The organism is Amycolatopsis sp. NPDC101161 (assembly GCF_044768185.1).
Taxonomy (GTDB): Bacteria; Actinomycetota; Actinomycetes; order Mycobacteriales; family Pseudonocardiaceae; genus Amycolatopsis.
Genome location: NZ_JBIWPI010000003.1, coordinates 843,902 through 868,003, shown reverse-complemented (window position 1 = coordinate 868,003; position 24,102 = coordinate 843,902). Strand labels below are relative to the sequence as shown.

2 protein-coding genes are annotated in these 24,102 nt (G+C 73.6%); both read right to left on the bottom strand.

Going from position 1 to position 24,102, the window contains the following annotated elements:
* Positions 1-7: 7 nt before the first annotated feature.
* Positions 8-3,988, bottom strand: coding sequence for an amino acid adenylation domain-containing protein (locus tag ACIRSS_RS25645; protein WP_400899083.1), 3,981 nt, complete (start codon positions 3,986-3,988; stop codon positions 8-10).
* Positions 3,985-24,102, bottom strand: a complete 20,118-nt coding sequence (locus ACIRSS_RS25640; protein ID WP_400899081.1) for a non-ribosomal peptide synthase/polyketide synthase — start codon at positions 24,100-24,102, stop codon at positions 3,985-3,987. The genes ACIRSS_RS25645 and ACIRSS_RS25640 overlap by 4 nt, the downstream gene beginning before the upstream one ends.

Here is a 24,102-nt window from a genome sequence, read left to right as displayed (position 1 = left end):
TTCTCCTTCACTCGTCGGCGGTCACGGCGAGCCCGGCCAGCACGGCCCGGGCCAGCTCCGCCACGTGCGGCGGTTCGACCATGTCCCAGTGGTGCCCGGGCACCGGCGTCACCGTGAGCTCGCCGCGCGTGCGGGCGCGCCAGCTCTCCGGGCGCACCTCCGGGCGGCCCTTCACCGGGTGGGTGCCGGTGGAGGTGATGAGGTGGATGCCGGTGTCGACGACGGCCCGGCAGCGGTAGGCCTCGACGGCGTCCTTGCCGGCCAGGTAGACCCGGGCCATCTGCTCGACGACCGCGTTGCCCGCGACTTCGGAGACCATGCCGCGGTCCCGGGCCTCGGCGAGCATCTCGTCGAGGGTGTCGACGGCTCCCGGGGCCAGCTTCAGCACGGCTTCGCCGAACCACGCCAGGGGGTCGCTGGTGTCGACCTCCGGCAGCGGGTTGCCGTAGTCGTCGACGCCGAGGACGGTGGCGTCGATGATGCAGAGGTGCTCGACGGCCCGCCCCGCCTTTTCCAGCTGGGCGGCCATTTCGAACGCCACCGACCCGCCCTGGGACCAGCCCGCCAGGCGGATCGGCCGCTCCCCCACGACCGGCAGGAGGTCGGCGACGAACGCCGCGGCCAGCTCTTCGATCGTGTGCACCGGGTCCTCGCCGGGCGCGAACCCGGGCGCTTGCAGGCCGAATACCGGCAGCGCCGGGTCCAGCTCGGCCACCAGCTGCAGGTACGGGAACGGGCTCCCGGCGGTCGGCGGCAGCAGGAACAGCGGTGCGACGCCCGCGCGGCCCGGCGACAGCGGCACGACCAGTCCCCCGCCGTGGTCCCCGGCCCGGATGAGGTCGGCCAGGGCCCGGATCGTCGGGGCGCGGAACACCTCGGCCAGGCCGACGGTCGCGCCCAGCTCGGCCTTGATCCGGTCGACCAGCACGACCGCCAGGAGCGAGTGACCGCCGACGTCGAAGAAGCCGTCGGTGACGCCGACGCGGCGGCCCAGCAGGTCCTCCCACAGCTTGGCGAGCGCCATCTCCAGCTCGTCGCGCGGCAGGACACCGGACGTCGACACCGGCGCGGCGTCCGGGGCGGGCAGCGCGATCCGGTCGATCTTGCCGTTCGACGTGAGCGGCAGCGTGTCCAATGTGGTCAGTGTCGCCGGGACCATGTACTCCGGGAGACGCTCGGACAGGTGCGCCCGCAGCGCGTCGGCGTCCACAGTGGACGGGGCGACGTACCCGGCGAGCGCGCCGTCGCGGACCACGGCGACCGCCTCGGTGACGCCGGGGCCGCCGACCAGCGCGGCCTCGATCTCGCCCAGCTCGATGCGGTAGCCGCGGACCTTGACCTGGTGGTCGGTGCGGCCGACGAACTCCAGCCGCCCGTCCGGCAGGTACCGGGCCAGGTCGCCGCTGCGGTAGAGCCGGCCGGGCCCGAACGGGTTCGGCACGTACTTCGCCGCGGTCAGGCCGGGGTTGCCGGCGAAGCCGCGGGCGACTCCGGCGCCGCCCGCGTACAGCTCGCCGGTGACGCCGACCGGGACCGGGCGCAGGTGCTCGTCGAGCAGGTAGACCTCGGTGTTCCAGATCGGGCGCCCGACCGAGATCGGTGTCGTCACGCACTCGGCGGCCGGCAGCAGGTTGATCACGTTCGCCACCGACGTCTCGGTGTGGCCGTATTCGTTGGCCACCACGACATCCGGGGCGTGCTCCCGCCAGAACTCCAGCGCCTCGGCCGTCAGCTGCTCGCCGCCGACCACCAGGTGCGCGGCGGCGTCGGCGGCTTCCGGCGTCAGGCAGCGGCGCAGCGGTTCGAGGTGGGCCGGGGTGAGCTTGACGAAGCTGAACTTGCGTCCACTGGACAGGACGTCCGCGAGGCCCGCCACGGGGTGCTCGTCCTCCGGCACCAGCGTCACCGTCGTCCCGCACAGCAGCGGCAGGAACAGCCCGGTGACGGTCAGGTCGAAGGCGAGCGACGAGTGCACCGGGGCGCCGTCGCCCTCGTCGGCGCGGTAGGCCTGGCGGCACCAGTCCAGGTAGTGCAGCACGCCGCGGTGGCTGATCAGCACGCCCTTGGGGCGGCCGGTGGAGCCGGACGTGTAGATGATGTAGGCGAGGTTCTCCGGGTCGACGACCGGGTCCTGCCACGGCACCGGGTCGTCGGCGACCGGCTCGTCGGCGAGGACCACGACGTCACCGAGGTCCTCTTCGGCGTAGCGGCGGGTCGTGACGAGGACGCGGGCGCCGGCCTGGCGGAGCATGTACTCCTTGCGGTCCTGCGGGTAGGCCGGGTCGAGCGGGATGTAGTGGCCGCCGGTCTTGAGGACGGCCAGCAGCACCGGCAGCAGCAGCGGACCGCGTTCGCAGAGCACCCCGACCGGGGTTTCGACGCCGACTCCGTGCGCCCGCAGCCGCTGGGCCAGCCGGGTGGCGCGGTCCTCCAGCTCGGCGTAGGTCAGCTCGGTGTGTCCACAACGGACGGCGATGGCGTCCGGAGTGGACGCCGCCTGCGCGGCGATCCGGCCGTGCAGCGTGCCGCGCAGGTAGGGCTCGGCGGTGGCGTTCCAGGTCTCCAGGAGCAGCTTCCGCTCGGCCGTCCCGAGGACGTCCACTTCGGACAGCCGGACGCCGGGGCGGGCGGCCAGCTCGGTGAACAGCCGGACGAAGTGCTCGCCCATCCGGGCCATCCGGACCTCGTCGAACAACGCGGTCGCGTACTCCAGCACGCCCTCGACGGAGCCGTCGGCCTGGCGGACGAAGGAGATCATCAGGTCGAACTTCGCCGTCGTCGAGGGCAGGTCCACCGGTGACACCCGCAGGTCGCCCAGGTCCGGCGAGCCGGCCGAGGAGTCGTAGACGGCGAACATGACCTGGACGACCGGGGTGTGCGCGAGGTCGCGCTCCGGCGCCAGCTCCTTGACCAGGCGCTCGAACGGCAGGTCCTCGTGCGCCTGGTCGGCCAGGCGGGCGACGCGGACGCGGTCGGCGAGCGTGGCGAAGTCCGGGTCGCCGGAGAGGTCGCCGCGGGCGACGACGGTGTTCACGAAGAACCCGACCATGTGCTCCAGCTCGGCCCGGCCACGGCCGGCGACCGGGGTGCCGACGGCGATGTCCTCGCGTCCGGTGTGCCGCCCGAGCACCACGTACGCGGCGGCGAGCAGCGTCATGAACGGCGTCGCGCCGGTTGCCTTGCCCTGGTCGATCACGGCGGAGGCGGCGGCCGCGGGGATGGTGAAGCGGACCGAAGCGCCGTGGTGGTCGCGCTGGGCCGGGCGCGGCCGGTCGGCGGGCAGTTCGAGGGTCTCCAGCCCGGCGAGCCGGTCCTTCCAGTACGCGAGGTCGGCCGTGTGGGCGTCCACGCGGGACTGTTCCCAGACCGCGAAGTCCGCATAGGACAGTTCGACCGGCGGCAGTTCCGCACCGGTGTAGAGCCGGCGGAGGTCGTCCATCAGGATCGGCAGGGACCAGCCGTCGCAGGCGATGTGGTGGACGTTCAAGGCGAGGACGTGCCGCTCCGGCGCCTCACGCACCAGCAGCGCCCGGAACACCGGGCCGGTGGCCAGGTCGAACGGACGGCCGACGTACTCCGCGAGGATCGCGTCCAGGTCACCCTCGACCACCGGGAGGTCGACCGGCGCCGGAGCCCCGATCACCTGGCGCGGCCGGTTGTTCTCCGCGGTGTACGTCGTGCGGAGGATCTCGTGCCGTGCCACCAAGGCGTCGAGCGACCGCCGGAGGGCGTCGACGTCGAGGGCGCCCTCCAGCCGGAGCAGGAGCGGCACGGCGTACTCGGCGCTGTCCGGGTCGAGCCGGTCGAGGAACCACAGGCGCTGCTGCCCGGCCGACAGCGGCAGCGGGGCGCCGCGCTCGGCCCGGCCGAACGCCCGGGCCGGGGTGGCGGCCCGGCCGCGCAACCGCTTCGCGAGCACCGCGGCCCGCAAGCGGGCGGCGCGGTCGGCGTCCGCCTCGGCTTGCGGGCGGATGTCGAACGTGGTCATGCGCTGGCCTCCTCGGTGAGGGAGTCGAGGAGCTCCTGCTCGGACATGCCGGCGAGCTCGGCCTCGATCTCGGTGTGGACCACGGCGGCGAGCGCGGCGACCGTGGTGGTCTGGAACAGCACGGGCAGGGGCAGGTCCACGCCGAACGCGGCCTGCAGCCGCATGCGGACCTTGGCGGCGAGCACGGAATGCCCGCCGAGGGCGAAGAAGTCGTCGCCGAGCCCGACGCGGGGCACGCCCAGGACCTCGGCCCAGATGTCGGCGATCAGCTGTTCCTCCGGACTGCCCGGGGCGACGTAGTCCGCCGTCTCCTCGGCCGGTTCGGGCAGCGCGGCCCGGTCGAGCTTGCCGCTGGCGTTGACCGGCAGCGCGTCGAGCACGACGAACGCGCTCGGCACCAGGTGCTCCGGCAGCCGCTGCCCGAGGAACGTCCGCAGCTCGGCGGCCGTCACGTCGCCGGCGACGTAGGCGACCAGGCGTTTCTGCCCGGCCGGGTCGGGCTTGGCGAGCACGACCGCCGCGGTGAGCGCCGGGTGCGCCCGCAGCGCGGACTCGACTTCGCCGAGTTCGATGCGGAAGCCGCGGATCTTGACCTGGTCGTCGGTCCGGCCGAGGAACTCCAGCTCCCCGGCGCGGGTCCGGCGGACGAGGTCGCCGGTGCGGTACATCCGCCCGCCCGCCGGGTTCGCCACGAACCTCTGGGCCGTCAGCCCTGGCCGGCCGAGGTAGCCGCGGGCGAGGCCCGGGCTCGCGACGTACAGCTCACCGGCCACGCCCGGCGGCACCGGCTGGAGCCGGTCGTCCAGGACGTACGCCTGCGTGTGCTTCAACGCCGAGCCGATGGTCACCGGGGCGCCCACCACCAGGGGTTCGGACACCGTCGAGACGACCGTCGCCTCGGTCGGGCCGTACATGTTGAGCATCCGGCGGCCCGGCGCCCACTTCGCGACCAGCTCGGGCGGGCAGACGTCGCCGCCGACCACGACCGTCCGGAAGTCCGGCAGGTCCGGGTCCTCGACCGTGGCCAGGGCCGCGGGCGGGATCAGCGCGTGCGTCACGCGGCCCTCGGCGAGGACGTCCCGCAGCTGGTCGCCCAGGAGCGGCCCGGGCGGCGTGACGACCAGGGCGGCGCCCGTCATCAGCGACGCGCACAGCTCCAGGATCGACGCGTCGAAGCTCGGCGACACGTACTGCAGCACCCGGTCACCGGGGCCGACCCGGTAGGCGGCGATGGTGTTCGCCACCAGGGTGCCGAGGCCGGCGTGGCTGACGACGACCCCCTTCGGGCGTCCCGTCGAACCCGACGTGTAGATCACGTAGGCCGCGTTCTCGGGCTGCACTTCGACGTCCAGCGGACCGTCGTCCATTGTGGACGCTGGCAATTCCCGCAGCGTGAGTACCGGGTTCGCGTCGTCGAGCATGTACCGGATGCGCTCGGCCGGGTAGCTCGGGTCGATCGGGAGGAACGCCGCCCCGGTCTTGACCACCGCGAGCTGCGCGACGACCAGGTCGGCCGAGCGCGGCAGCAGCAGCGCGACGACCTTCTCCGGACCGGCGCCCTGACTCCGCAGCGACCGGGCCACGCGGTTGGCCGCCGCGTCCAGCTCGGCGTAGGTGAGCGAGTCCGGTCCGGCCACGACGGCCGGGGCGTCCGGGGTCCGCCGCGCCTGGGCTTCGACCAGCCCGGCGAACGTCCCGCCGGGGGCGGTGTCGTCGAGTGGCGCGAGTTCGGCCGCGTCGAGCATCGGGACGCGGTCGACCGGCCGCCGCGGGTCGGCGGCGAACCCGCCGAGCAGGCGCAGGTAGCGCTCGGCGAACGCGGCGACCGTGTCCTCGTCGAACAACGCGACCGGGTACTCGAGAACGCCGTCGACCGCGCCGGAGGCCTGCTCGCGCAGCACCACGGCCAGGTCGAACTTCGCGGCGCCCGTCTCGACGCCGACGGGTTCGCAGTCCAGCCCGGCGAACTCCCAGCCGCCCTCGGACACCGTCTGCAGCGCGAACATCAGCTGCACCAACGGGTTCCGGCTCGGGTCGCGGTCGGGCCGCAGCTCGGCGACGACCCGGTCGAACGGGACTTCCTGGTGGCTGAAGGAGTTCAGCGCCGTCTCGCGGACCCTCTCCAGCAGTTCGGTGAAGCCCGGGGAGCCGGTCAGGTCGGCGCGCAACGCCAGGGTGTTGACGAACTGGCCGATCAGCCGCTCGGTGTCCGGGTGGTCGCGGCCGGCGACCGGGCTGCCGATCGCGAACTCCCGCAGCCCGGTGTGCCGCGCGACGAGCACCTGGAACCCCGCGAGCAGCGTCATGAACAGGCTCGCCCGGGCTTCCGTGCCCACCTCGCCGAGGCGGGCGGCCAGCTCCGCGGGCACGCTGAACTCGTACCGCGCGCCCCGCGGGTCACGCACCGGCGGCCGCGGGCGGTCCGCCGGCAGCTGCACGACCTGCGGCACCCCGGCCAGCTGCGTCCGCCAGAACTCGACGTCCGCCTCGCTGGGCCGGGACCAGGCCGCGACGTCGGCGTACTGCACCGGCAGGGGCGGCAAGTCGGCGCCGGCGTAGAGGTCGCGCAGCTCCTCGGCGAGGATGCCTTCGGACCAGCCGTCCAGGACGATGTGGTGCGCCGACAACGCCAGGACGTGGTCGTCCTCGGCGAGCCGGCCGAGGGCGGCGGCGAACACCGGCCCGGTGGCGAGGTCGATGGGCTGTGCTTGCAGGAACGGCGCGAGTTCGTCGATCTCGGTGACGGGCAACGGCACCGGCCCGGCCGGGTCGACGACCTGCCGCGGTTCGCCGTCGATCTCGACGAACCGGGTCCGCAGGATCTCGTGCCGCTCGACCAGCTTCGTGAGCGCGGCCGCCAGCGCGTCGACGTCGAGGGGTCCGCGGAGACGGACCGCGTTGGGCACCAGGTACTCCGCGCTCGACGGCGCCATCCGGTCGGCCAGCCACATGCCGACCTGGACCCCGGCCAGCGGCGCCGGCCCGTCCGGCCGCTTCGGGATGGCCTCGAACTCGCGCTTGGTGGCGCGGGCGACGGCCCCGGCGAGCTCCGCGACCGTGGGCGAGTCGAAGATGAGCCGGATCGGGATGTCGGCCGAGAGGCGTTTGCGCAGCTCGGCGACCACCCGCACACCCAGCAGGGAGTGCCCGCCGAGGTCGAAGAAGTTGTCGTCGGCGCCCACCCGCTCGACACCGAGGACGTGCTGGAGCACTTCGGCGACCAGTTCCGCGACCGGGCCTTCCGGCGCCCGGTACTCGGCGCCGGCCGCGGCCGGCGCGGGCAGCGCCTTGCGGTCGATCTTGCCGCTGGTGGTGGTCGGGAACTCGGGCAGCACGCTCAGCGCCGTCGGCACGAGGTAGACGGGCAGCCGCTCGCGCAGCTGCTCGCGGATCCCGGCCTCGGTGAGCGTGACGCCGGCCTGCGGGGTGACGTACCCGGCGAGCCGCTTGTCACCCGGCACCGGCTGCCACACCGTGACCGCGGCTTCGCGAACGCCGGGCAGTTCCAGGAGGACCTGCTCGACCTCGCCCGGTTCGACGCGGATGCCGCGGATCTTGACCTGCGAGTCCTGGCGGCCGAGGAAGGTCAGTGCGCCGTCGGGGGTGCGCAGGCCGCGGTCACCGGTGCGGTAGAGCCGCTCCCCCGGGTCGAACGGGCTGGCGAGGAACGCCGACGCCGTCTTGACCGGGTCGCCGAGGTAGCCGCGGGCCAGGCCGACACCGCCGATGAACAGGTCGCCGGGGACGCCGACCGGGACGGGCCGCAGGTGCTCGTCGAGGACGTGGATCTGGTTGTTCGCGATCGGCGAGCCGACGCTCACCGAGCCCGCGCCGTCGAGGTCCGATCGGAGGCACGTGCGCATGGTCGAGTCGATCGACACCTCGGTCGCGCCCCACTGGTTGTGCAGCGTGGCGGTCTCGCCCAAGCGGTCGAAGAACAGCTTGAGCAGTTCCGGCTGCAGGGCTTCGCCGCTGGTGATGACGTTGCGGACGGTCTTGAGCGCGACGCGGTCGGCCGGGGTCAGCTGCTCCAGGAACAGCGTCAGCATGCTCGGCACGAACTGCAGGTTGGCGACCCGGTGCTTGATCGCGCCTTCCAGGATGGCGGCCGGGTCGCGGTGCAGGCCCGGCGGGATCAGCGCGACGCGGCCACCGACGATGAGCGGCCACAGGCATTCGACGGCGGCGTCGTCGAAGACGAGGGTCGTCTTCTGCAGGACGCCTTCGCCCGGCTGGAGCCGGTAGGTGTCCTGGTGCCAGCGCAGCCGGTTGCCCCAGCCGCGGTGGGTGCTCGCGACACCCTTCGGTTTGCCGGTGGAGCCGGAGGTGTAGTAGATCGACACGAGGTTGTCGGGGTGGGTGGTGTCGGTCAGCCGCGGCGCTTCACCGTCCAGATCGGACACTTCGAGGAAGGTGACTTGGCTTCCCGCCGGGGTTTGCGCACCCTCGTTGACCAGGCAGACCGGAGAGTGCGCGTCGCCGAGGATGCCGAGGACGCGGGGTTCGGGGGCGTCGGTCTCGATCGGGACGAACGCGCCGCCGGCCTTGAGGATCGCGACCAGGCCGACGATCAGGTCGATCGAGCGGTCCATCCGCAGGCCGACCGGGACGTCCGGGCCGACGCCGTGTTCGGCCAGACGGGCCGCGAGGACTCCGGCCCGGCGTTCGAGTTCGGCGTAGTCGAGGTGGTCGTCGAGGTATTCGACGGCGATCGCGTCCGGGGTCCTCTTCGCCTGCTCGGTGATGAGGTGGTGGAGGCAGACGTCCTCGTTGTAGGCGACCCGGGTGTCGTTGACGCCGTGGACGAGGTGCTCCCGCTCGGTCTCGCTGAGCAGGTCCAGCTCACCGATCGGGGTTTCGGGCGCCTCGGCGATCCTTTCGAGCAGGGTGGTGAAGTGGCCGGCGAGGCGCTCGATGGTGGTGGCGTCGAACAGGGCGGTCGGGTACTCGAAGATGCCGGTGAGGGCGCCGTCGGCGTCCTGGGCGAGGGCGAGTTCGAGGTCGAACTTGCTGACCTGGGTGTCCACGGCGACCTTTTCGACGGTCAGGCCCGGCAGTGCCCAGCCGGCTTCCTCGTTGTTCTGCAGGGCGAACACGATCTGCACGAGGGGCGTGCGGGTGAGGTCGCGCTGCGGGCGGAGGAGTTCGACGATCCGGTCGAAGGGGACGTCGTCGTGGTCGAACGCGGCCAGGGTGCCGGTGCGGACCCGGTGCAGCAGTTCCGTGAACGCCGGGTCGCCGGTCAGGTCCGCGCGCAGCGGCACGGTGTTGACGAAGTGGCCGATCAGCGGCTCGGTCTGCGGGTGGCCGCGGCCGGACACCGGGGTGCCGATCGCGAAGTCGCGCATGGCGGTGTAGCGGCTGATCAGGACCTCGAAGGCGGCCAGGACGGTCATGAAGAGGCTCGCGCCCTGCTTCGCGCCGAGTTTCTGCAGGCGGTCGACGACCTCGGTGGGGACGTGCACGGGGGTCTTGGCGCCGGCGATGTCCCGGGTGAGGGGTCGCGGCCGGTCGGCTGGCAGCTCGGCGACGTGCGGCATGCCGTCGAGGGCGTGGCGCCAGAAGTCGAGCCCGGCTTGGTCGTCGGCCGTCGCCTGCCAGGCGGCGACGTCACCGAACTGCACCGGCAGGGCCGTGGGCTTCACGCCGGCGTAGTGGTCGCGCAGCTCCTGCGCCAGGACACCCATGGACCACCCATCGGCGACGATGTGGTGCAGGAGCAGGACAAGCACGTGGTCGGTGGCCGAGATCCGCCCGAGGGCGGCGCGGAAGACGGGACCGTGTTCGAGGTCGAGCGGAATCCCGACCTGCGAGCGTACGAAGGCTTCGACCGCCTGGTCCCGGGCGGTCCCGGCCGCGGGGTCGACCGCGGGCCGGCTCGCGGCGGCCGCCGGCGCGGCGAGGTCGGTCACCGGCAGCGGCACCGGGCGCACCGGGTCCACCACCTGGATCGGCTCACCGTCGGCCTCGACGAACCGGCTGCGCAGCACCTCGTGCCGCGCCACCACCGCCGACAGCGCGCCGTCCAACGCCGCCACGTCGAGGTCGCCGCCGATGCGCAACGCCAGCGGCACCAAGTACTCCGCCGAGCCCGGCGCGAGCCGTTCGGCGAACCACAGTCCGCGCTGCACCGGCGAAAGCGGCGTCCGGACCCCGTGCTCGCGCACCGGAATCGGCTCGAAGTCCACAGTGGACGCATTGGGCACGAGCCGGGCCAAGGAAGCGATCGTCGGAGCCTCGAACAGCGCCCGCACCCCGAGCCGCACGCCGAACTCCGTGCGCATCCGGCCGGTCACCTTCGCCGCCAGCAGCGAGTGGCCGCCCAGCGCGAAGAAGTTGTCCTCCACCCCCGGCGACGGAATCCCGAGCACGTCCGCCCAGATCGCGGCCAGCGCGACCTCGATCGGGGTCCGCGGAGCGACCTGCCCGGCACTGACCGGACGAGGCGCGGGCAGCGCTGCCCGGTCCAGCTTGCCGTTCGCGGTCCGCGGCAGCTCCGCCAGGGGCACGATCACCGACGGCACCAGGTACTCCGGCAACCGCGCGGCGACGAACTCCGACAGCGCCGCGGGATCAGCCGTCCCGACGACGTAGGCGACCAGCAGCCCGTCCCGGACCACGACCGCGGCCTGCGTGACGCCGTCGTGCGCGGCCAGCGCGGCCTGCACCTCGCCCGGCTCGACGCGGAAGCCGCGGATCTTGACCTGGTCGTCCGCCCGGCCCGCGTACTCGAGGACGCCGGAAGCGGTCCACCGCGCGAGGTCGCCCGTCCGGTACATCCGCTCGCCCGCCACGAACGGCGAGGCGACGAACCGTTCCGCGGTCGCCCCCGGCGCGCCGAGGTACCCCAGCGCCGTGCCGACGCCGGACAGGTACAGCTCGCCGACGACCCCCGCGGGCACCGGCCGCAGCCGCGCGTCGAGGACGTACGCGTGCTTGCCGGCGAGCGGGCGGCCGATCGGCACCGGCCCATCCACCGCCGTGACCTCGTGGAACGTGCTGAAGCCCATCGTCTCGGCCGGGCCGTAGCCGTTGATCACCGCGACGTGCGGGTACGACCGCAGCACCTTCGCCAGGTGCGCGGGCGAGGCCGCCTCGCCGCCGGTCATCGCGCGGCGGACCGTCGCGAACACCGCCGGGTGCTCGTCCACCAGGAAGTTGAACAGGCTCGCCGAGACGTCCAGGACCGTGACGCCGTGCGCCACGACCAGGTCCTCGATCAGCGCCGGCTCCGGTCGCTGGCCGGGCTGGAGCACGACCGTGCCGCCCGAAAGCAGCGGCCCGAGCAGCTGCGTGCCGAACGCGTCCCACGACACCGGCGCGCACTGCAGCCAGACGTCGTCCGGACCGAACCCGGCGTAGTTCTGACCCGTCAACGTGCCGACGACCGCGCGGTGCGGGGCCGCGACCGCCTTGGGGACGCCGGTCGAGCCGGAGGTGAACATGACGACGGCGAGGTCGTCCGGGCTGCTGGGCAGGCCGAGGACACCGCCGTCGCGGACGGCGATCGCGGCCGCGTCGGCCACGACGTCGATCCGCCGCCAGGGCAGCTCACCGCCGTCGGTCAGGACGACCGCGGCCGACGTCCGGCGCAAGGCGGACAGCAAGCGTTCGGCCGGGAAGTCCGTGTCCAGCACGGTGTAGGCCGCGCCCGCCTTCAGGACGGCGAGCAGCGCGACGGCCAGTCGCGGAGAGCGTCCGATGTGGACACCGACCAGATCGCCGGGCCGGACTCCCTCGGCGACGAGGTGCCGGGCGAGCCGGTTGGCCTCGGTGTCGAGCTGCCGATAGGTGAGTGACGAGCCTTCGAAGACCAGCGCGGTCGCGTCCGGCGCCCAGGCCGCCTGCCGCTCGACGAGTTCGTGCAGCCGCATCGCCGGCGCGGTCGGCTGAGTGGAACCGAAGGCCAGCAGTTCGGCCCGCTCGCCGGAACCGAGCACGTCCAGGTCCACAACGGACACGTCCGGCGTCGCGACGGCCGCGGTGAGGAACCGGGCGAACCGCTCCGCGATGGCCGCGGCCGTGGCCGCGTCGAAGAGGTCGGTCGCGTACTCCAGCTGCCCGGTCAGCCCGGCCGGGGTGCCGTCGGGGGCGTGGTTCTCTTCGATGCCCGCGGTGAGGTCGAACTTGGCGACGTCCCGGCGGACCGTGACCCCCTCGGTGGCGAGGCCGGGCAGGCTGACCTGCGCGGTCGCGTTGTTCTGCAGCACGAGCATCGCCTGGAACAGCGGGTGCCGGGAGGCCGACCGCGCCGGGTTCAGCTCCGCGACGACCCGCTCGAACGGGACGTCGGCGTGCGCCAGCGCGGCCAGCCCGGCGTCGCGGACGCGGGTCAGGAGCTGCCGGAACGTCGGCTGCCCGGAGACGTCGGTGCGCAGGACCAGGGTGTTGACGAAGAACCCGGCGAGATCGTCGAGCGCGGTGTCGCCACGACCCGCGACGGCGGTCCCCAGCGGTACGTCGTCCCCGGCGCCGAGCCGGGACAGCAGGGCCGCGAACCCGGCCTGCAGCGCCATGAACAGCGTCGCGCCGCTCCCCCGGGCCAGGTCGGCCAGTCCCTTGTGGACGTCCGCGCCGAGCGCGAACTCCACGGAGCCACCGCGGTGGCTCGCCACGGCCGGGCGGACCCGGTCGGCGGGCAGCGCCAGCTCCTCGGGGACGCCGGCGAGGGTGTCGCGCCAGAACGCCAGCTGACCGGCGAGCTCCGGCTCGTCGAGGACTTCGCGCTGCCACAGCGTGTAGTCCGCGTACTGCACCGGCAGCGGCGCCCAGTCCGGCGCGCGCCCGTCGACGCGGGCCGCGTAGGCGGTGGCCAGGTCGCGCCACAGCGGCGCGGCGGACCAGCCGTCGGACGCGATGTGGTGCAGCACCAGCAGCAGGACGTGGTCGTCGGCGGACACCGCGACCAGGTGCGCCCGGATCGGTAGCTCGGCGCGCAGGTCGAAGACGTGCGCCGCGGCCTCCGCGAGGACGTCCGGCAGTTCGTCCTCAGTGGACCGGGTGAGTGTCCACGGCACCTCGCAAGTGGTCAGGATCTCCTGCCACGGCTCGCCTTCGTGCGACGGGAACACCGTCCGCAGCGACTCGTGCCGCTCGACGACGTCGGCCAACGCCGCTTGCAGGGCGGGCACGTCGAGGGCACCGCGCAGGCGGAGGGCCCGCGGGACGTCGTAGCCCGCGTTGGCCTCCTCGGCCTGGTCGACGAACCACAGCCGCTGCTGCGCGAACGACAGCGGCAACCGGTCCGGGCGCTCCCGGCGGGTCACCGGCGGCCGGGCCGGGGCCGCGTCCCCGAGCACCTCGGCGAGCCCGGCGACGGCCGGTGTGCGGAACAGGTCCCGGATGCCCAGCTCGACGCCGAGCACCGCGCGGACGCGGCCGATCAGCCGGGCGGCCAGCAGGGAATGACCGCCCAGGTCGAAGAAACCGTCGTCCAGGCCGACTTCGGGCAGCCCGAGGACCTCGGCGAACAGTCCACAGAGGACGTTCTCGGTCACGGTCCGCGGCCGCCGCCGGGACGCCGCCGCGAAGTCGGGCGCGGGCAGCGCGCGGCGGTCGAGCTTGCCGTTCGCGGTCCGGGGCAGCTCGGCCAGCGGCACGATCGCCGACGGCACCAGGTAGTCCGGCAGCCGCTCGGCCAGGTACGCCCGCAAGGCGGCGGGCTCGGCCGTACCGACGACGTAGCCGATCAGCCGGCCGTCGCGGACGACGACCGCGGCCTGCTCGACGCCGTCGTGCCGCGCGAGCACCGCCCGGACTTCGCCGGGTTCGACGCGGAAGCCGCGGACCTTGACCTGGTCGTCGGCGCGGCCGACGTACTCGAGGACGCCGTCGGCGCGCCAGCGGACCAGGTCGCCGGTGCGGTACATCCGCTCCCCCGGCAGATGCGGCGAAGCCACGAACCGCTCGGCCGTCGCGGCGGGCAGGCCGCGGTAGCCGTCGGCGAGACCGTGGCCCGCGAGGTACAGCTCACCCGTGACGCCGGGGGCGACCAGCGCCAAGTGCGCGTCGAGGACGTACGCGCGCTTGCTCGCGACGGGCCGGCCGATCGGGATGGCCGTGCCACCGAGGTCCGCGGCGGTGACCGGGTGGAACGTCGTGTAGCCCATGCTTTCGGCCGGACCGTAGCCGTTGATCAGCCGGACGTCCGGGTACTCGCGCAGCGCCTTCGTGACGTGCTCGACGGACGCCGGCTCGCCGCCGGTCATCGCCCGGCGCAGCACGGTGAAGACCTGCGGTTCCTGGTCGAGGAGGTAGTTGAACAGGCTCGCCGAGGCGTGCAGCACGGTGACGCCGTGCTCGGCGACCAGCGCGGCGATCCGCTCCGGCTCGGGGTTCTGGCCGGGCTGCAGGACCGTGCGGCCGCCGTAGAGCAACGCGCCGAACAGCTGGAGCGCGAAGCCGTCCCACGAGACCGGCGCGCACTGCAGCCACACCTGGCCGGAGTCGAAGGTGGCGTAGTCCTGGCCCATGGTGGCGACGACCCCGCGGTGCGACGTCGCGACGCCCTTGGGGACGCCGGTCGAGCCGGAGGTGAACATGACGCAGGCCAGGTCGGCCGGGGTCAGCTCGACGTCCGGGTTCGTGCTCTCGGCGTGGCTCGGCAGGGACTTCAGCACCCGCTCGACACGCGCCTGCTCGGTGACCGCGGCCAGCCGCTCGGCCGGGTAGCTCGGGTCCAGCAGGGTGTAGGCGGCCCCGGACTTGAGCACTCCGAGCACCGCGATCGCGAACTCGAAACCGCGGTCCATCAGGACTCCCACGACCTCGCCGCGGCGGACACCGTCGTCGAGGAGGTGGTGGGCGACCTGGTTGGCGCGGGCGTTCAGCTCGCCGTAGGTCAGCGACTCGCCCTCGAACAGGATCGCGACGGCGTCGGGGTCCTGCCGTTCGACGATGGTGTGCAGGCAGTCTTCCGGCGCGTCGCTCACCTGAACGGCGTTGCCCGCCGCCAGGACGAGGTCACGCTCGTCGCCGGTGAGCACGTCGTACGCCGTCACCGGCTTCGCGGGTGCGTCGGCGATCTGCTCCAGCAGCCGCACGAACGCGGTCGCCAGGCGCTCGGCGGTGGCGGCGTCGAACAGCGCGGTCGCGTACTCGAAGGCGCCGGTGATCCCCCCGCCGTTGCCGCGTTCCTCCAGGGCGGCGGTGAGGTCGAACTTGGCGACCGCGCGGGCCACCTCGTACGGCTCACACTCCACTCCGGACAGCACGGGCGCCGGCGCGTCCTGCTGCAGCACGAGCATCACCTGGAACAGCGGGTGCCGCGCGGCCGAGCGGGCCGGGTTCAGCTCCTCGACCAGGCGCTCGAACGGGACGTCGTCGTGCTCGAACGCGCTCAGGTCGGCTTCGCGGACGCGGTCCAGCAGCTCGGTGAACGTCGGAGCGCCGCTGACGTCGGTGCGCAGCACGACGGTGTTGACGAAGAAGCCGACGAGGTCGTCGAGAACCGGGTCGGGGCGCCCGGCGACCGGGGTGCCGATCGGGACGTCGTCCCCGGCGCCGAACCGCGCCAGCAGCGTGGCGAGGGCGGCCTGCAGAACCATGAACAGGGTCGCGCGCTGGCCGGCCGCCAGCTCCAGGAGCCGCGCGTGCAGCTCGGCCGGGATCTCGACGGCCGCCGACCCGCCGGTGTGGTCCGCGGTGGCGGGCCGGACGCGGTCGTACGGCAACGCGAGCTCCTCGGGCAGGCCGGCGAGCGCGTCCGCCCAGTAAGCGAGGTCGCTGTCGAGCTCTCGTTGCCACAGCGTGTAATCCGCGTACTGCACGGGCAGCGGTGTCCACTCGGGAGCGCGGCCGTCGAGCCGGGCCGCGTACGCGTCGGCGAGGTCGCGCAGCAGGACCGGGATCGACCAGCCGTCCCCGGCGATGTGGTGGGTCAGCACGAGCAGGACGTGCTCGTCGCCCTCGCTGAACAGCCACGACCGGACCGGCGGGGCGGCGGCCAGGTCGAACGGGGTCCGCGCGGCCTCGGCGACCGACCCGGTGCCGAGCTCGAACGGGACCTCGAAGGAGTCCAGGATCACCTGGTACGGACCGGACTCGTCCTCGGCGTAGTACGTGCGCAGGGCTTCGTGACGACCGGCCACATCGGACAGTGCCGCCGAAAGCGCCGAGGCGTCGACGTCGCCGCGCAGCCGCAGTGCGATCGGCATGTGGTACGCGGTGTCTCCACTGTCAATTTGGGACAGGAACCACAGCCGCTCCTGACCGGGGGCCAGCGGCAGCCGGTCCGGCCGCGCGCGCCGCGTGACGGCGGGGCGTGCCACGACGGCGTCGCCGAGGCTCTCGCTGAGCCCGGCGACCGTCGGGGTCGCGAACAGCGCCCGCACGGTGACGTCGAGGCCGAGCACCGCGCGGATCCGCCCGGCCAGCCGGGTGGCCAGCAGGGAGTGGCCGCCCAGGTCGAAGAAGCCGTCGTCGATGCCGACCTCGGGCACGCCGAGGACCTCGGCGAACAGCTCGCACAGCGCGTGCTCACGCGCGGTCCGCGGGACCCGGCCGGCGCCGCTCTCGACGGCCGGCGCGGGCAGGGCCTTGCGGTCGAGCTTGCCGTTCGGGGTCCGGGGCAGCTCGTCGAGCAGCACGAACGCCGACGGGACCATGTACCCGGGCAGCGCGGCCGCCAGGTGCCGGCGCAGCTCCTCGACGTCGACCGGTCCGCTGGGCACGACGTAGGCGACCAGGCGCTTGTCGCCTGGCCGGTCCTCGCGGACGACGACCGCGCGCAGCGCGACGGCCGGGTGCGCGGCCAGCACGGCCTCGATCTCGCCCAGCTCGATGCGGAAGCCGCGGATCTTGACCTGGTGGTCGACGCGGCCGAGGAACCGGATCTCGCCGTCACGGCGGCGGGCGACCAGGTCGCCGGTGCGGTACATCCGCTCCCCCACCGCGAACGGCGAGGCGACGAACCGGTCCGCCGTCAGGTCGGGCCGGCCGAGGTAGCCGCGCACGACACCTTCGCCCGCGATGTACAGCTCACCCGGCACGCCCGGCGGCACCGGCCGCAACGCGCGGTCGAGCACGTGGACCTGCGTGTTCGCGATCGGCGTGCCGATGGTCGGCGAGCCTTCGCCGACGCGGGCGGTCGTCGACCAGATCGTCGTCTCGGTCGGGCCGTACATGTTGGTCACCGACGCGGCCCGCGCCCGCAGCGCGACGGCGAGGTCGTCGGGCAGGGCTTCGCCGCCGACCAGGACGTGCACGCCCGCGAGGTCGACCGGCTCGGCCAGCAGGGCGTGGAACAGGCTCGGCGTGGCCTGCAGGAGCGTGACGTCCTCGGCGAGCGCGGCCAGGGCACGGGTGTCGCGGACGTCGTCCCGGCTCGCGAGCACGACCGTGGCCCCGGCGAGCAGCGGCGCGAAGATCTCCAGGCCGGCGATGTCGAAACCGACGGTCGTGACCGCGAGGAGCCGGTCCCCGGCGGACATCCCGAACCGGTCGACCATGTCGAGGAGGAAGTTCAGCAGTGGCCGCCGCGGCACGACGACGCCCTTGGGGCGGCCGGTCGAGCCGGACGTGAAGATCACGTACGCCGGGCTGTCCGGCGACGCGGTGTGCTCGAGGTTCCCGGTCTCGTCGGCGAAGACGAGGTCGTCGCGGGCGAGGACCAGGGCCGGGGCGGCGTCCTCCAGCATCATCGTCAGGCGGTCGGCCGGGTACTCCAGGTCGAGCGCGAGGTAGCCGGCGCCGGTCTTGAGCACGGCGAGCATCGCGACGATCAGCTGCTCGTCACGCGGCAGCGCCAGGGCGACGTACCGCTCGGGCCCGGCGCCGCGGCCGGCCAGGTGGTGGGCGAGCCGGTTGGCCCGGGTGTTCAGCTCGGCGTAGGTCAGCGTCGTCGCGCCGAACTCCAGCGCCGGCGCGTCCGGGGTGGCTGCGGCCTGGGCTTCGAACAGTTCGATGACCGAGGTGTCCGGGAGCGAGCGCGCCGTCGTGCGGTTGGCCGTGTCGATGGCCGCGCGCTCGCCCTCCGACAAGAGGTCCACAGTGGACAAGGTCGCTCCGGGCGCCTCGACGGCCGCGGCCAGGAACCGGATGAACCGGTCGGCGAGGTCGGCCGCGGTGCCTTCGTCCAGGAGGTCGGTCGCGTACTCCAGGTACCCGCCGATCCCGGCCGGTCGCCCGTCGGCGCCGGTGTTCTCCTCCAGGTTGAGCGTGAGGTCGAACTTGGCGGTCTCGGTGGTCACCGGCACGTCCGCCGCGGCCAGGCCGGGCAGGGTGAGGTTGGCCGCGACGTTGTTCTGCAGCGCCAGCATGACCTGGAACAGCGGGTGCCGCGCGGTCGAGCGCGCCGGGTTGAGCCGTTCGACGACCCGCTCGAACGGGACGTCGGCGTGGTCGAACGCGGCCAGCGCGCTCTCGCGGACCCGCCGCACGAGCTCGGTGAAGGTGGGGTCGCCGCTGAGGTCCGTGCGCAGGACGAGCGTCGTGACGAAGAAACCGACGAGGTCGTCGAGCGCGGCGTCGGGACGTCCGGCCGACGGGGTGCCGACGGCGACGTCGTCCCCGGCGCCGAGCCGCGAGAGCAGTGCGGCGAACCCGGCCTGCAGCACCATGAACAGCGTCGCGTGCTCACCGCGGGCGAGGTCCAGGAGCCGGGCGTGCAGGTCCGCGTCGAGGCGCACCGGCAGGGTGGCACCGCGGTGACTGGCGACCGGCGGGCGCGGGTGGTCGAAGGGCAGGCTGATCTCGTCGGGCAGCCCGGCGAGCGCCTCGGTCCAGTAGTCCAAGGAGTCATCGGTCAGCTCTTGTTGCCACAGCGCGTAGTCCGCGTACTGGACCGGCAACGGCGTCCACTCCGGACTGTCACCGGCGACGCGGGCGGCGTAGGCCGTCGAGAGGTCGCGCAGCAGCGGCGCGAAGGACCAGCCGTCGCTCGCGATGTGGTGGGTGACGAGCACCAGGACGTGGTCGTCGCCCTCACGCAGCAGCGCCGCGCGGATCGGCAGGTCGGTCGTCAGGTCGAACTCGCGGGCGGCGAACTCGGCGACGTCCACCGCGGCTTCGGTCCACGGCAGCTCGGTGAGCGGCCGGATCTCCTGGCGCGGCACGCCGTCGGTGTCCGGGAACACCGTCCGCAGAGCCTCGTGACGCTCCAGGACGTCGGCGAACGCCTGACGCAGCGCGGTGACGTCGAGGGCACCGGTCAGCCGCAGGGCGCGGGGCACGTTGTAGGTCGCGCCGGCCTGGTCGAGCTGCTCGACGAACCACAGGCTGCGCTGCGCCGACGAGAGCGGCAGGACGTCGGGGCGCGGCCGGGCCACGACGGCGGGCCGGGCGGCCCGGGCGCTGTCCAAGACGGCAGCCAGTCCGGCGGCGGTCGGGGCGCGGAAGACGTCGGCGACGCCGATCCGGGCGCCCAGCACCGAGCCGATGCGGGCGACGAGCCGGGCGGCGAGCAGCGAATGGCCTCCGAGGGCGAAGAACCCGTCGTCGACGCCCACCGTTTCGACGCTGAGGACGTCCGCGAAGAGTCCACAGAGGACTTCTTCCCGCGGGGTGCGGGGCGCGCGGGTCGTGGTCGTGCGCTCGGGCGCGGGCAGGGCCCGGCGGTCGAGCTTGCCGTTGGGGGTCAGCGGCAACGCGTCGAGCAGGACGAACGCGCTCGGCACCAGGTGTTCCGGCAGCCGCTCGGCGAGGTATGCGCGGAAGTCGGCGGGCTCGCCGACGACGTAGGCGACCAGGAGCTTCTGGCCGGGCCGGTCCTCGCGGACGACGACGGCGGACTCGGTGACCGCCGGGTGGGTGCCCAGCGCGGTCCGGATCTCGCCCGGCTCGACGCGGAACCCGCGGATCTTGACCTGGTCGTCGGCGCGGCCGACGTACTCGAGGACGCCGTCGGCGCGGCGGCGCACCAGGTCGCCGGTGCGGTACATCCGCGCCCCCGCCTCGAACGGGCTGGCCACGAACCGCTCGGCGGTCAAGCCGGGGCGGCCGACGTAGCCGTCCGCGATGCCGCCGCCCGCGGCGTACAGCTCGCCGACGACGCCGGGCACGACCGGCCGCAGCCGCTCGTCCAGGACGTACGCGCGCTTGCCGTTGAGCGGCACGCCGATCGGGATGGGCGCGTCGAGGTCCGCGGTCGTGACGCGGTGCGAGCTGACGAAGATCATGTTCTCGACCGGGCCGTAGGCGTTGGTGAACGTCACGTCCGGGAAGCTGTCCAGGGCCTTGGCCAGGTGCGTGACCGAGGCGACCTCACCGCCGGTGTAGACGTCGCTGACGTGGACGAAGACGGCCGGGTACTCGTCGAGGAGGAAGTTGAGCAGGCTGGCCGAGACGAACATCGTCGTGACGCCGTGCCGCGCGACCAGGTCGGCGATGAGCGCGGGCTCGGGCTTCGGGCCGGGCTGCAGGACGCAGGCGGCGCCGGTGAGCAGGGCGCCGAACAGCTCGAACGCGAAGGCGTCCCAGGAAACGGGCGCGGTCTGCAGCCAGACGTCACCCGCGTAGCCCTGGCCGAGGATCGTCGTCGCCACGGCTTCGTGTGACGCGACGACACCCTTCGGCGTCCCGGTCGAGCCGGAGGTGAACATGACGCACGCCGGGCCGGCCGGGCTGACCGCGCGGCTCGGCGCTTCCGCGCGGGCGTCCACTGTGTCCAATTCGGACAGATCGTCGAGCACGACGGGCGCGTCGACCTGCTCGGCCAGGAGCTGGCGGCGGTCGGCGGGGAACGACGGGTCCAGGAGCGTGTACCCGCAGCCGGCCTTGAGCACGCCGAGGATGGCGGTGACCAGCTCCGGGCCGCGGTCGAGGCAGATCGCCACGATCCGGCCGGGCTCGACGCCGGTCAGCAGCGCGGCGACGCCGTTGGCGCGGGCGTCCAGCTCGGCGTAGGTGACGACCTGGTCCTCGAACAGCAGCGCGGTGCGGTCCGGAGTGCGCCGGGCGTGGCCCTCGATGACCTCGTGCAGGGTGACGGCCGGGGCGGCGGGCGCGGGCAGCCCGCCCGTCTCGGCCTGGCGCCGCTCGGCCGGGTCGAGGAGGTCGAGGTCGCCGATGCGGACGTCCGGGTTCGCGGCGACGGCGGCCAGCACGCGCCGGAGGCGGCCGGCCAGCGTGGCGGCGGTGGCGCGGTCGAACAGATCGCTCGAGAACTCCAGCAGGCCGGTCAGCTCGCCGTCGCGTTCCTCGAAGATCGCGGCCAGGTCGAACTTCGCGTAGCCGATGTCGACGCGCTCGCCGGTGGCGCGGACGCCTGGCAGGTTCAGCTCGGCGGCGAGGTTGTTCTGCAGCACCAGGAGCACCTGGAACAGCGGGTGGCGGCCGAGCGAGCGCGCCGGGTTCAGCTCTTCGACGACCCGCTCGAACGGCACCTCGGAGTGCTCGAACGCGGCCAGGCACGTCGCGCGGGCGCGGTCCAGGAGTTCGCGGAACGTCGGGTCGCCGCCGGTGTCCGTGCGCAGGACGACGGTGTTGACGAAGAAGCCGACGAGGTCGTCGAGGGCGGCGTCCGTGCGGCCGGCGACCGGCGAGCCGACCGGGACGTCTTCGCCCGCGCCGAGGCGGGTGAGCAGCGCGGCGAACGCGGCCTGCAGCACCATGAACAGCGTCGCGCCTTCCGCGGCGGCCAGGTCGGCCAGCTTGCGGTGGACGTCGGCGGGGACGTCCATCGGGACGACGCCGCCGCGGTGGCTCGCGACCGCGGGGCGCGGGCGATCGGCGGGCAGCGGCAGTTCCTCGGGCAACCCGGCCAGGGTCGCGCGCCAGTACGCGAGGTCGCGCTCTACGGGGAGTTCTTGTTGCCACAGCGTGTAGTCCGCGTACTGGACCGGCAGCGGTGTCCACTTCGGAGGGTTACCGGTGGCGCGGGCGGTGTAGGCCGTCGACAGGTCGCGCAGGAGCGGGGCGAAGGACCAGCCGTCGCTCGCGATGTGGTGCACGACCAGCAGCAGCACGGCGGTGTCGCCGGGCAAGGTGAACAGGGTGGCGCGGATCGGCAGTTCGCGGGTGAGGTCGAAGCCGGCCTCGGTAGCCGCGGTCAGATCCTCGGCCAGGGTGTCCTCAGTGGACTGTTCGACCGCCCACCGGACCTCACCGGCCGGCAGGATCTGCTGCACCGGCTCGTCGCCGATGCGGGTGAAGACCGTGCGGAGTGCCTCGTGGCGGGCGACGACGTCGCCGATGGCGAGCCGCAGCAGGCCGGCGTCGACCGGCCCGTCGAGGCGGACGGCCTGCGGGACGTGGTAGCTCGCGTTCCGGGTGTCGGCCTGGTCGAGGAACCACAGCCGGCGCTGCGCGAACGACAGCGGCATCGGCTCGGGACGGCGGCGCGGGGTCAGGGCCGGGCGCGCCTCGGGCGCGTCCTCGAGGAGTTCGGCCAGGCTGGCCGGGGTCGGCGCGCGGAAGACGTCGCCGATGCCGGCTTCGACGCCGAGGGTGGCGCGGATGCGGGAGACGAGCTTGGCGGCCAGGAGGGAGTGGCCGCCGAGGGCGAGGAAGCCGTCGTCGATGCCGACGCCGTCGACGCCGAGGATCTCGGAGAACAGTTCACACAGCGCGGCTTCACGCGGGGTGCGCGGGGCGCGGCCGGTGCGGGCGGCGGACCAGTCCGGCGCGGGGAGGGCTTTGCGGTCGAGCTTGCCGCTCGGCGTCAGCGGCAGGTCTTCGAGCACGACGAACGCCGCCGGGACCATGTACTCCGGCAGGTTCCCGGCCAGTGCCGCGCGCAGGGCGTCGACGTCGGGGGCGGCGCCGTCCGGGACGACGTAACCCACCAGGCGCTGGTCGCCTTCGCGGTCCTCGCGGGCCAGGACGCACGAGCCGCCGACGCCGGGCTGGCGGTCGAGGACGGCCTCGATCTCGCCGAGCTCGACGCGCAGGCCGCGGATCTTGACCTGGTGGTCGGTGCGGCCGAGGTAGTGCAGGGCGCCGTCGTCGGACCAGCGGGCGAGGTCGCCGGTGCGGTACATCCGCTCCCCCGGCGTGAACGGGCTGGCCACGAACCGCTCGGAGGTCAGGCCGGGCCGGCCGTGGTAGCCGCGGGCCATCTGGATCCCGGCGAGGTACAGCTCGCCGGGGACGCCGGGCGCGACCGGCTTCAGCTCGGCGTCGAGGACGTACGTGCGGGTGTTCCACACCGGACGTCCGATGGGGACAGTCGTTTCTTCGGGCTGGCATGCCCAGTAGGTGACGTCGACCGAGGCTTCGGTGGGGCCGTAGAGGTTGTGCAGCTCGACGCCCGGGAGGGTGGCGAAGAACCGGGCCTGCAGCTCGGCGGGCAGGGCTTCGCCGCTGCACAGGACGCGGCGCAGGCCGGTGCAGGTCGCGGCGGCGGGGTCGAGCAGGAACGCCTGCAGCATCGACGGGACGAAGTGGACGGTCGTGATCCGCTCGGTGCGGATGAGCTCGGCCAGGTAAGCGGGATCGCGGTGGCCGCCGGGACGGGCGACGACGAGTGTCGCGCCGGTCAGCAGCGGCCAGAAGAACTCCCAGACGGAGACGTCGAAGCTGGACGGCGTCTTCTGCAGGACGCGGTCGTCGGCGGTGAGGCCGTACTGGGCCTGCGTCCACGCGAGGCGGTTGACGATGCCTTCGTGCGGCACCAGGACACCCTTGGGGCGGCCCGTGGAGCCGGAGGTGTAGATGGCGTACGCGAGATCCTTTGTGGACGTCTCTTGTGGACGCTCGATCGGGTGCGCCGCGAAGTCGACGTCGTCGAGGCAGATCGTCTCGGCGTCGAACAGGGTTCGGTAGTGGGTCTGGGTGAGGACGACGGGCGCGGCGCTGTCGGCGACCATGTAGGCCAGCCGGTCGGCCGGGTAGTCCGGGTCGAGCGGGACGTAGGCGCCGCCGGCCTTGAGCACCCCCAGCAGGGCGATCACCAGTTCAAGGCTGCGGTCGGCGCAGACGCCGGTGAGGACACCGGGGCCCACGCCCCGCTCGACCAGGAGGTTCGCGAGTCCGTCGGCCCGCCGGTGGAGTTCGCGGTAGGTCAGGGACTCGCCTTCGAACACCAGCGCCGGCGCTTCCGGGGTGCGGGCCGCCTGCTCGGCGAGCAGCCGGGTGAGCGTGCGGCCCGCCTCCGGGACGTCGGTGGTGGTGTCGTTCCAGGCCGCCAGCAGCTGCCGGGCGTCGTGGTTCACGGTGATCAGCTCCAGTTCGTTCAC